The following is an 11,032-nucleotide window of genomic DNA, read 5'->3' as shown; positions in this document are numbered from 1 at the left end:
GGCTTCTGCCGGCGAGACCGCCGGTGCCATAGAGCAGGATTTCTGGGCTGACCGCGTAGCCGAGACGGGCACGCAGCGAACCTTCAAAGCCGGCCTTGGAGTCGATGCCGTTGTCGTCGCCCTTGACGCCGTTGTAGCCGAGTTCGGCTTCAGCGCCGTAGACGAAGTTCTCCTGCTGCCACTGGTAGCCGCCGAAGACACTGCCGACGAAACCCTTGGTATCGGTTTCAACGTCGAAATCCTTTTCTTTGGTCCGGCCGCTGAAGCCATAGCCGACGTTGAGACCGGCGTAGGGGCCGGCCCACGAAGCGACCGGAAGTTCAGCGATCGGCGCAGGTGCCGGCGGCTCTTCCGAAACCACGTCAGCAGCATAGGCAGTTCCGCTGAGGGCGAAGAGCCCAAGCGCAACGGCCAGCGGCCGTGCGAATTTGAGATTGGCTTGCATTGTTCTTTACTCCTTAAGCCACAGGACACAGGCTTGTTTCTCACGATCGCCATCTACCCGTCCGGGGGGTGAAACGGATCTGGCGTTCGTCGGTTCCAAATGTCGTGTCAAAATGCGGCTGAAGCGAACCTGAACTTGGGTCATTCCCCGGCACGAATGAGGCAGAACCTTGACGTTGCATCTTCGCAACAGCGAAATGGCAGGAACCATCCCATGCTGCGCTGCACACCGCTTGGTGCAAGGACTCCAGCACCCTATATTGCGGTCGTGCGCGCCCGAGTCCAGGGCGGGCCGGGATGTCCAAACGGCCGTTTCGCCACAATGCTGCCCAAGGTGCGAACACCATTTAACGCATGCCGGGCCATATTTCGCCGGCACCGCTTTTTCGGGCCGAAATTGAGGATTGACACCATATGAGCAAAGCCACTGTCACGGCGCTGGTGACGGGCGGGGCCAGGCGGATCGGCAGGGCGATCGTCGAGGATCTCGCCGCGCACGGTTTTGCCGTCGCCATCCATTGCAACCGCTCGCGCATCGAGGCCGATACGTTGGCTGCCAAAATCATCGCCGGAGGTGGCCGCGCCGCCGTGGTCGCCGCCGACCTGACCGATATGGACGCCGTCGACGATCTTGTCGGCCAGGCGCAAGCAGCGCTCGGACCCATCCCGCTGCTGGTCAACAATGCGTCGCTGTTCGAGGACGATTCGGTTCGGGATTTCGACTGGCGGGCCTGGGACCGGCACTTTGCCGTCCATGTGAAAGCGCCCGCGCTGCTGGCGCAGAATTTCGCCCGGGCGTTGCCGGCAGGGCAGGAGGGCCTGATCGTCAACATGATCGACCAGCGCGTCTGGCGTCCGACGCCGCGCTACTTCTCCTATGCGCTGTCCAAGTCGACGCTGTGGACGGCCACCCAGATGATGGCGCAAGCGCTCGGCCCCAGCATCCGCGTCAATGCCATCGGCCCGGGGCCGACACTGAAGAACGCGCGTCAGGACGACAGCGATTTTGCCGCACAGGTGGATGGCTTGGTCCTCAAGCGCGGCCCGGAATTGCCGGAATTCGGCGCCACGATCCGCTATCTCTGGGAAGCGCGCTCGGTCACCGGCCAGATGATCGCGCTTGATGGCGGCCAGCATCTTGCATGGCAGACGCCCGATGTGACAGGCATGACGGAATGAGTCCTGTAGACCACAAAAGCAAGCCGCGCGGCGGCGCCGACGATCTGCCCCCCGATATCGACCTCGAGGACGAGGCGGTCGAGGAGATCGTTGAAACCGTCGGTCCCGATGTCGCCTTCACCGCCATCGACTGGACCCCGCATGCCGGCGACGCGGAAGGCATGATCGGCGCCGAGGTGATCCAGACGCTGGTCAAGCGGCTTCCCAACGCGCCCGGCGTCTACCGCATGATGAACGCTGCCGGCGATGTGCTCTATGTCGGCAAGGCGCGCAGCCTGAAGAAGCGCGTCACCAACTACGCGCAAGGCCGCTTCCACACCACCCGCATCGGCCGCATGGTGCGTGAGACGTCGACGATGGAGTTCGTCGTCACCCGCACCGAGATCGAAGCGCTGCTGCTCGAAGCCAACCTTATCAAGCGCTTGCGGCCGCGATTCAACGTCCTGATGCGCGACGACAAGTCGTTTCCCTACATTCTCTTGACCGGCGATCATGTCTCGCCGGGCATCTACAAGCATCGCGGCGCGCGCTCGCGCAAAGGCGATTATTTCGGCCCGTTTGCCTCGGCCGGTGCCGTTGGCCGTACCATCAACTCCCTGCAGCGCGCCTTCCTGCTCAGGAGTTGCACCAACTCGTTCTACGAGAACCGCACGCGGCCATGCCTGCTTTATCAGATCAAGCGCTGCGCTGGTCCCTGCACCGGCGAGGTCTCGCATCAGGACTATGCGGAACTGGTCGGCGAGGCGAAGGACTTCTTGTCCGGCCGCAGCCAGAAGGTGAAGACGGAAATCTCGGCCGCCATGCAGCAGGCGTCGGAAGCTCTCGATTTCGAGCGCGCCGCGATCTATCGCGATCGACTTGCGGCCCTGTCGCATGTGCAGAGCCACCAAGGCATCAATCCGGCGACCGTCGACGAAGCCGATGTCTTCGCCATCCATCAGGAAGGCGGCCAGGTCTGCATCCAGGTGTTCTTCTTCCGCACCGGCCAGAACTGGGGCAACCGCGCCTATTTCCCCAAGGCCGATCCGGCGTTGGAAGCAGCCGAGGTGTTGGGTTCGTTCCTGGCGCAGTTCTATGACGACAAGCCGACGCCGCGGAACATTCTTCTGTCGCATGGCGTCGAGGATCAGGAACTGCTGGCCGAGGCGCTCTCCACCCGAGCTGGCCGCAAGGTCGCGATCTCCGTGCCGCAGCGCGGCGAGAAGAAGGACCTGACCGACAACGCTTTGCAGAATGCCCGCGAAGCGCTCGGACGCCGGCTGGCTGAAACCTCCACCCAGGGACGCCTGCTTGCGGGTTTCGCCGAGACATTCGGCCTGGCCAAGCCGCCGGTGCGCATCGAGGTTTACGACAACTCACACATCATGGGCACCAACGCGGTCGGCGCCATGGTCGTCGCCGGACCGGAAGGGTTCGTGAAGAACCAGTACCGGAAATTCAACATCCGCTCGACCGAGATCACACCTGGCGACGATTTCGGCATGATGCGCGAGGTGATGGAGCGACGTTTTTCGCGGCTGCTGAAGGAGCATGGCGATGTCCCGGCTGGGGATGCGGCTGATGGTTCGGCGGACGATATGGAGGACGATATCTCCGGCAGCTTCCCGGCCTGGCCCGATGTCATCCTGATCGACGGTGGCCAGGGCCAGATGACTGCGGTGCGCAAGATCCTCGCCGATCTCGGCATCGAGGACCGGGTGGTGGCCATCGGCATCGCCAAGGGCCAGGACCGCGATGCCGGCCGTGAGCGTTTCTTCGTCAAAGGCAGGGACTCGTTTTCGCTGCCGGTTCGCGATCCCGTGCTCTATTTCGTCCAGCGCCTGCGCGACGAGGTCCACCGTTTCGCCATCGGTTCGCATCGGGCGCGCCGCAAGAAGGAGATGGTCAAGAGCCCGCTCGACGAGATCAGCGGCATCGGTCCCGGCCGCAAGCGGGCATTGCTGCTGGCATTCGGCACCGCCAAGGCGGTCAGCCGCGCCGCCATCGAGGATCTGCGGAAAGTCGACGGAATTTCCGAACAGGTGGCGAAACTGGTCTACAATCACTTCCACGAGAGTTGAAAAATCCGGCACTTTCATCTGGCCTGTCGAATCTGGCCTGTTGACCCCCTACATTCGCATCTGATTTGAGTAGGCAGGCAGAAAGAGTTTCCCAGACATGGCCAAGCGCGCGTTCAACCTGCCCAATATGCTCACCTACGCCCGCATCGTCGCGGTGCCGCTGGTGGTGCTGTGCTTTTTTCTCGAAGGACATCTGAAGTCGAGCGACTTTGCCCGCTGGTCGGCGCTGATCATCTTCCTGCTCGCCTCGATCACCGATTATCTGGACGGCTATCTGGCACGCGCCTGGCAGCAGACCTCCAACATCGGCAAGATGCTCGACCCGATCGCCGACAAGCTGCTGGTCGCCACATGCCTGCTGCTGCTGGCCGCCGATACCGATCGCCATGCGGGCATTGCCGGCTGGTCGTTGTGGGCGGCGATCATCATCCTGTGCCGTGAAATCCTGGTTTCGGGCCTGCGCGAGTATCTGGCGGCGCTGAAAGTCTCGGTGCCGGTGACGCAGTTGGCAAAATGGAAAACCGCGATCCAGATGGTCGCCATAGCGTTCCTCTTGGCCGGACCGGCCGGCGACAAGATCTTTCCGCTGACCACGCAGACCGGGCTGGTTCTGCTGTGGATCGCGGCGTTGGTCACGCTCTACACCGGCTACGATTATTTCCGCGCCGGCCTCAAGCACATCATGGACGAGTGAGATGACGACACGGCTCATCTATTTTGCCTGGGTGCGCGAACGCATCGGCATGGCTGAGGAGGATGTCGACCTGCCTGCGGGCATCGAGACGGTGACCGATCTCCTGCGCTGGCTGAAATCGCGCGGCGATGGCTACGAGCACGCTCTGCAATATCCCGACGTGATCCGCGTCGCCATCAACCAGGAACATGTCGAGCACCGCGAGAAGATCGCGGGCGCCCGCGAAATCGCGCTGTTCCCGCCGATGACCGGGGGCTGACATGAGCGGCGCGGTCTTGCCTGTCGTGCGCATTCAGCGCCAGGATTTTGACGTCGCCGCCGAGATCGCCAGACTGACGCAAGGCCGCGCCGATATCGGCGCCGTGGTGACCTTCTCCGGCCTTTGCCGCGACGAGCAGGGCGCGCTCTCAGCGCTCGAGCTCGAACACTACCCCGGCATGGCCGAAGCGGAAATCGCCCGCATCGCTGTTGAAGCGGTCGAGCGTTGGCCATTGCAGGGGCTCACCGCCATCCACCGCCACGGGAAGATCGCGCCCGGCGAGAACATCGTGCTGGTGGTGGCAGCCTCGGCGCATCGCCATGCGGCGTTCGAGGCGGCGAATTTTCTGATGGACTATCTCAAATCGCGCGCGCCTTTCTGGAAGAAGGAGCATCGGGCTGACGGCTCGGAGGGTGGCTGGGTCGAGGCCAAGGAAGCCGATGCAAACGCCGCGCAACGCTGGTATCAGTCCGAATAAGATCCGCCGCAGCCATGCATTGACCGCAATCCTTTGGCCAATTGGCGGGATTGGTCAGCCTCGGCATTGGCAGCCCGGGGCATTGGCAGCCCGGGGTGAGGGAGATGGTCATGCTGGACAGGATCGCGGAGTTCTTGATCTTCGGTTTCGTGCCTCTGGTCGTCGGCATATTGGCCGTTCCGGAGCAGTCTGTTGCCGCTGAAAGGGCCGTGAGAGGCGAGGTGATCTATCGCGAGCGCATTGCCTTGCCGCCCAGTGCCGTGCTCTCCGTCCAGCTGGCGGACGTGTCGCTGGCCGACGCGCCGGCCACCATCATCGGTGAGCAGCAAGTAAAGCCGGCAGGCCAGGTGCCGATCAGCTTCGAGATCAAATTCGACCCTTCGGTCATCCGGTCGCAGATGACTTACGCGTTGCAAGCCCGCATCACCGTCGACGACAAGCTGCTGTTCATCTCCGATATGCGCCATCAGGTCGATCCGTTGGCCGACGTGCCGCAGACCATCATGCTGAAGATGGTCACCCCGAGTGCCGAGCCGACGGCTTCCGTCTTCGACCAGCTCTGGCTGGTCGACTATATCGACGGCATCGGCGCTATTAGTGCCCCGCAAGCGACGTTCAGGGTCAGCGGGGCCGGCAAGGCGGGCGGCAGCGGCCCCTGCAACACCTATTTCGCCACCGCCAAACTCGATGGCCAAACGATCGCGATCAGGGACATCGGCTCGACCTACAAGGCCTGTGCGCCCGAGGTGATGGCCGAGGAAAAGGCGCTGTTCGATGCGTTGGCCAAGGCGGCGTCATACCGTGTCGATGCCGGAAAGCTCATCATTGTCGACAAGGATGGCCGCGAGATCCTGCGCTTCAGCGCGGCAAGCTGACCCCGACGAAGAAGGCCGGCGAAACGCCGGCCTTTTCACGTAATCCAAGGTCTGGATTATCGGCTCAGCCGACGATCTCGGTGTCCGAGAACCAGTACTTGATCTCTTCTGCCGCGGTCTCCGGCGCGTCGGAGCCGTGCACCGAGTTTTCGCCGATCGACAGCGCGTGAACCTTGCGGATGGTACCTTCGGCGGCGTTGGCCGGGTTGGTGGCGCCCATCACTTCGCGGTTCCTGGCAATGGCGTTCTCGCCTTCCAGCACCTGGACGACGGTCGGTGCCGACGACATGAATTCAACCAGTTCGCCGAAGAAGGGGCGGTCCTTGTGGACGGCATAGAAGCCTTCCGCTTCGCGGCGGCTCATCCAGACCCGGCGCGAGGCGATGACGCGCAGGCCTGCCTCTTCCAGCATCCTGGTGATGGCACCAGTGAGATTGCGCCGGGTTGCGTCCGGCTTGATCATGGAAAATGTGCGTTCGAGCGCCATGGGTCGTCCTTGTCTGAGAATGGAATTGAGAGTGGCGGGCTCTATACAAGCCGCCCGGCCCATTGCCAAGGGGTGAGGCCAAAGGGGTGAGGCCAAAGGGGTGAGGGATGGTCCGCGAAGCGGACGGAAAGCCAATTGCTTGGCTTTCCGAGCGACGAACGGTGAAAGCCCGGTCCGCCTTCGGGCGGATTGAAAGGTCCAGTGGACCTTTCAAAGGGTTTGAACGCCCGAAGGGCAGGGAGCGATAGCGAAGGGCAGGCCGCTGCGCTTTTCTGTGCTCCCGAAGCCGAGATCAGACGGCTACACAGCAACGCGTTGCTTGCTATACTCGCGTGTCGGCGCCGCGCTGAGGTCGGGCCGTATGGAGACACCATGACCATGACAGACGATCGTCAGGAACGCATTCGCAACCGTGCGCACCAGATCTGGCTGCAAGAGGGCCAGCCGGCTGGACATCATGAGCGCCATTGGCATCAGGCGGCCGCCGATGTCGACCAGGAGGACGCCACGGGCAAGTCGGCAGCCAAAAAGCCAACCAGGAAGGCAGCTGGCGCAGGCAAGGCAAAGGCCGCCCCCAAGGAGGCAAAGGCTGCCACGAAGGCCGGCAAGCCAAAGAAGGCGGCCAAGTAAGTACTGCTTTACGGCGTCAAGCCGCGGCGGCGACCTTTCGTCCCAGACCGCCATGCAGGTCGAGGCAGCGGGCGAACCACTGCGCCACCACGTCGCCGTCATCGAGCAGTTGGTAGGGCGAGGCTATGCGCGCCCATTGCAGGGCGCCGAAGACAATATAGTCGCTGAACAGCGGCGACGCGCCGCCGATGAATGGCTGATGGAAGAGCGTCGAGCGCAATGGCTCCAGCGAGGCTCTGAAATTGCCGAGCCCGGCCTCCCTGGCGGCCATCACCTCCTCCAGCTGTTTGCCAAGACGCTGCTCCCGGCTCTGGCGGAAATAGACGGCGTTTTCCGCGTCCTGCATGGCATGGAGGTCCATGATGGCCGCGGTGGTCACGTAGGGATGAATGGTCACTTGCGACCAGCGTTCGACGAAGCGCGCCATCGCCTTGCCGCCTTCACCGCCAAACAGCGTCGGCCGGTCCGGATAGGCCTCATCGAGATAGAGCGCGATATCGAAGGAATCCGCGAGGACTGTCTCGCCGTCGCGGATCACCGGAACGGTTTTCGAAACGCCGCCCTCGACAGCAGGCACCTCGAGAAAGCGCGTCGGTACGGTTGATATGTCGAGCCCCTTGTGGGCAAGCGCCATCACCACCTTCCAACAATGCGGGCTGAACGGACGTGTGGTGTCGCGTCCGACGAGATCATAGAGCAGAATGGTCATTGGCGGCGGCGTTCCTGCGGGTTAGGTAGGCCCCGCATCGACGTGAGCCGAGGGAAGCCATGAGACAGCATTTCATGATGTTTGCGGCCTATAATCAATGGGCCAACGGTCGCATCTATGATGCCGCCGCCGAACTCGATGATGAGGAATTCAACCGCGATGTCGGCGCCTTCTTCGGCTCGATGATGGGCACGCTCAACCACCTTTTGACGGCCGACCGGATCTGGATGAAGCGCTTCACCGGCGAGGGCGACGCGCCGACGACACTGGATGCCATCCTGCATCGGGGGTTGACCGGCCTGCGGGCGGCGCGTGAAGCCGAGGACAGGAGGATCATCGATTGGGTCGGCGGCCTCAATGACAAGGCGTTGACGGGCCGCTTCACCTACATGACCGTTTCGGACATGCGCACCGTCTCGCAAAGGCTGGCGCCGGCGCTGGATCATGTCTTCAACCACCAGACCCACCATCGCGGCCAGGCGCATACGATCCTGACCATCCTGGGACGGCCAAGCCTGGGGTTGGACCTGATGCTTTTTCAGCGGACCGAGGAGGGCAGAGCTTTCGCCTGATTCGGTGCCGTCCGAAGGTCGAAGAGCTTGCGCCTACTATCGCTGCATTTTGTGCTGCAGCATTGTCTTTGCATCAGAATTAGCCGGCACACCGGATACTTGCCCGAGATTCAGGCGGCCGTCGAAGCCTCGCCCCTGATTTCGCTGTCCAGTTGGCACTGCGTCAGAGCCGCTTCCGCCATCACCCACTGCTTGAACAACTGGACCTTGCGTGCGGCAAGGCCTCTCAGCGGGGAAACAAAATACCAACCAGCCGTGTTCGGGTGGTGGACGGCGAAGGGAGCCACCAGCCTTTCGGCGCGGATGTCGCTGGCCATATAGGCACGGTTGGCCACCGCAAAGCCCATCCCGGAATTGGCTGCCTCGTAGGACATCATGCACGAGTCGAAATAGATGCTCTTGGTCTCGCTGAGCACGAAGCTGGCGCCGGCGAAACCAAGCCAGGATTGCCAATTCTGGGTGCAGGTGTCGGAATGCAGCAGGGTGAAGTGCTTGAGGTCGTCCGGTGTCACTTTCGACAGCCGCTTATCGCCGAGAACTTCGTGGAACAGCTTGCGGCTGCACACCGGTGTCAGGTCTTCGCGAAACAGCAGATCGGATTGCAGCCCGTGAAAGTGACCGTCGCCATAACGGATTTCGAGATCGAATTCCGAGGCCGTGAACTCATGCGTAGCGTAGGAGGTCGAGACCCGCATCACGATATCGGGATATTGCTGCTGGAACAGCGGCAGGCGCGGAAACAGCCAGCGTGCCGCAAAGGTCGGCAGCACCGATATTTTTAGCACATGCTCCTGCGATTGCCCGGTCGCTTCCATGCTGGCGGCGACGATTCGCTCCAGCGCCTCGCGAACGCGCGAGACATAGGTCTCGCCCTCCGGCGTCAACGACACCGCATTGCCGCCGCGCTGGAAAATCTTGAAACGAAGCTGATCCTCAAGGCTTTTCACGCGCTGGCTGACCGCTGAAGCGGTAATAAACTGTTCTTCGCCGGCACGCGTGAAATTACCGTGCCTCGCAGCACTCTCCACGATTTTAAGCGAATTGAGGTTGACCTGACTGAGCAGACGCACGGTTTCGACCTTAAGCTTGGCTTACACTAGCACCAGCATTCCTAATTTTACAGGGGTGGGTGAATTAATCGACTGTTTACCAAGTGTTGCCCCCATCCTGGAGAAGTACAATGAACGCCCATACCATTCCCGAACTGCGTTATGCGATGAGCCGCGAAGCCATTATCGGCCATGAAACCGCCTGGAAAGTGTCGAGTTTCGGTGTCGCGCAATATCTGCACGGCTATGACCCGGCACTGCTTGCAGCTATCGAGGAGGCTGCCCTGAAGCTCAAGGCCAGCCATGCCGTGCACAAGCACCTCGATCTGACCTTCATCACCGGGGCCGACCGTTTCATCCCCGAGATCAAGGAATTGCTGCATGACAAGCTGCGCCTGGAGCGGCTGTCCGACATGACGGGCACCAAGCTGGAGCCCTATCCGCTGTCGATCGTCGGCTCGACGGTCACCTTCATGAATCCCAACGACGGCGCCGTGGAGTGGCATTGCGATGGCGTTCCGGTGACCGAGCTCATTCCGCTGTCGATCAGCAATCCGCTGGTCGGCGGCCATCTCGAAATCTTCTGCGACGACTCCGAAACCGGCCGCGCCATTCTCGAAGCCGGCCGCGAGATCCCGCGCAACAGTGTCATGCGCATCGATCACAAGATGAACTACGCGACGCTCGGCCAATTCCTGGGCGTCCTGCATCGCACCGCTCCGATCCGGTTCGGCGAGCGCGTCACGCTGGTGCTCAACCAGCGCTCGGTGGCCAAACCCTATGTCGACGATAACAGAATGTTCTATCTCGCCGCCGACAACGACCACGACCGTGAGTGGGTCAGCGAACTGGCCGAAGATGTCTGGACCAATCAGCTGCCGGCCTATCGTCGGTTCGAGGCGGAGCATCCCGTGCCCACCGCCGTCGAGGCACCGGTTCCGGGCGGCGCCAGGGAATCATGGTAATGAACCATGACCCCGAAAAGTCGGAACCGGTTTTCGGACAGGATCATGGTCGAACAGCAACATAGAGTCCCATGCCGATTGTTTCGGCAGGGATCCGGCTCGATATCCGCGTTGGTCTTCGCTGCCGGTGCGGTGGCGTTGTGGTCCACCAATGCCCTGGTCGGCAAATCCCTGCTGGCCAGCCAACCGGTTTCGCAGGTCCAGTTCCTGCAATTTGCAGGCGCAGCACTCGTCTTCGCCGCCATCCGATTGATGAGCCGCGAAAGAGTAGCACCGGTCACCGCCGGGGCGGCGCTCATCTCTCTCGCGATCGGCTTCATCGGCCTGGTCGGCACCATGGTGCTGCAATACATCGCCTTCGCTTCGATGCCGGTGATCGAGGCCAATCTGGTGGCCTACACCTGGCCGCTGATGGTCGCGGCGGCAGTCATTGCCTTGGAAAATCCGCGGCGTCCGGCACTGTTGGGTCTCGCCGCGGTGGTGGGCTTCATCGGCGTTGCACTGGTGATTTCGGGAGGGCGCAACCAATCCTGGTTCGAGGGCGATCTGGTCGGCTATCTCGCCGCATTCGGGTCAGCGCTGTGCATGGCCTTCTATTCGCTCATGGTGGGACGGGTGGCCACTCCAGCGG

Annotated in this window: 14 protein-coding genes; 10 read left to right on the top strand and 4 right to left on the bottom strand. The window is 62.1% G+C overall.

Features of this window, described 5'->3' with window-relative positions; all coding sequences use genetic code 11:
• Positions 1-445: outer membrane protein (locus EN939_RS08200; protein WP_164750914.1), on the bottom strand; the 445-nt coding region annotated here is incomplete at its 3' end.
• 413 nt (positions 446-858) lie between these two features.
• Between EN939_RS08200 and EN939_RS08195 the strand changes: the two genes are divergently transcribed.
• From EN939_RS08195 to EN939_RS08170, 6 genes are all read left to right on the top strand, one after another.
• Positions 859-1,623 carry an SDR family oxidoreductase gene (locus tag EN939_RS08195; RefSeq protein WP_127267620.1) on the top strand — a complete coding sequence of 255 codons (765 nt, stop codon included), beginning with the start codon at positions 859-861 and terminating at the stop codon, positions 1,621-1,623.
• Entirely contained in the window at positions 1,620-3,683 is a 2,064-nt protein-coding gene (gene uvrC / locus EN939_RS08190) for an excinuclease ABC subunit UvrC (protein ID WP_127267619.1), read from the top strand. Before EN939_RS08195 ends, uvrC begins: the two co-directional genes overlap by 4 nt.
• A gap of 97 nt (positions 3,684-3,780) precedes the next feature.
• Entirely contained in the window at positions 3,781-4,377 is a 597-nt protein-coding gene (gene pgsA / locus EN939_RS08185; RefSeq protein ID WP_023673449.1) for a CDP-diacylglycerol--glycerol-3-phosphate 3-phosphatidyltransferase, read from the top strand.
• A gap of 1 nt (position 4,378) precedes the next feature.
• On the top strand, positions 4,379-4,636 hold the full coding sequence (moaD, locus tag EN939_RS08180) for a molybdopterin converting factor subunit 1 (protein WP_127267618.1): 258 nt from the start codon (positions 4,379-4,381) through the stop codon (positions 4,634-4,636).
• 1 nt (position 4,637) lies between these two features.
• Complete coding sequence (locus EN939_RS08175; protein WP_127267617.1) at positions 4,638-5,114, top strand: molybdenum cofactor biosynthesis protein MoaE; 477 nt, start codon at positions 4,638-4,640, stop codon at positions 5,112-5,114.
• Between the two features lie 110 nt (positions 5,115-5,224).
• Entirely contained in the window at positions 5,225-5,989 is a 765-nt protein-coding gene (locus EN939_RS08170; RefSeq protein ID WP_127267616.1) for a YbaY family lipoprotein, read from the top strand.
• 64 nt (positions 5,990-6,053) lie between these two features.
• On the opposite strand, the gene ndk is transcribed toward EN939_RS08170, so the two are convergent.
• Complete coding sequence (ndk, locus tag EN939_RS08165) at positions 6,054-6,476, bottom strand: nucleoside-diphosphate kinase (protein WP_013532476.1); 423 nt, start codon at positions 6,474-6,476, stop codon at positions 6,054-6,056.
• Between the two features lie 372 nt (positions 6,477-6,848).
• On the opposite strand from ndk, the gene EN939_RS08160 reads away from it, so the two are divergent.
• Positions 6,849-7,106, top strand: a complete 258-nt coding sequence (locus EN939_RS08160) for a DUF2934 domain-containing protein (RefSeq protein ID WP_127267615.1) — start codon at positions 6,849-6,851, stop codon at positions 7,104-7,106.
• Positions 7,107-7,122: 16 nt separating this feature from the next.
• On the opposite strand, the gene EN939_RS08155 is transcribed toward EN939_RS08160, so the two are convergent.
• Positions 7,123-7,815 (bottom strand): glutathione S-transferase family protein, encoded by a 693-nt coding sequence (locus EN939_RS08155; RefSeq protein ID WP_127267614.1) that lies wholly within the window; start codon positions 7,813-7,815, stop codon positions 7,123-7,125.
• Between the two features lie 59 nt (positions 7,816-7,874).
• Here EN939_RS08155 and EN939_RS08150 point away from each other — a divergent pair, with 59 nt between their 5' ends.
• Positions 7,875-8,387: a DinB family protein gene (locus EN939_RS08150; RefSeq protein ID WP_013532473.1), complete on the top strand. Its 513-nt coding sequence runs from the start codon at positions 7,875-7,877 to the stop codon at positions 8,385-8,387.
• 110 nt (positions 8,388-8,497) lie between these two features.
• Here the strand turns inward: EN939_RS08150 and EN939_RS08145 are convergent, their stop codons facing one another.
• Positions 8,498-9,457 carry a LysR substrate-binding domain-containing protein gene (locus EN939_RS08145; protein WP_027037936.1) on the bottom strand — a complete coding sequence of 320 codons (960 nt, stop codon included), beginning with the start codon at positions 9,455-9,457 and terminating at the stop codon, positions 8,498-8,500.
• A gap of 110 nt (positions 9,458-9,567) precedes the next feature.
• Here EN939_RS08145 and EN939_RS37940 point away from each other — a divergent pair, with 110 nt between their 5' ends.
• Both EN939_RS37940 and EN939_RS08130 read left to right on the top strand, forming a co-directional pair.
• Positions 9,568-10,401, top strand: coding sequence for a hypothetical protein (locus EN939_RS37940; protein WP_164749112.1), 834 nt, complete (start codon positions 9,568-9,570; stop codon positions 10,399-10,401).
• A gap of 45 nt (positions 10,402-10,446) precedes the next feature.
• On the top strand, positions 10,447-11,032 hold a 586-nt coding region (locus EN939_RS08130), incomplete at its 3' end, for a DMT family transporter (RefSeq protein WP_164750913.1).

Origin of the sequence: Mesorhizobium sp. M7A.F.Ca.CA.002.05.1.1 (assembly GCF_003998335.1) — a bacterium.
GTDB lineage: Bacteria > Pseudomonadota > Alphaproteobacteria > Rhizobiales > Rhizobiaceae > Mesorhizobium.
This window is presented reverse-complemented; position numbering and strand designations above follow the sequence as displayed.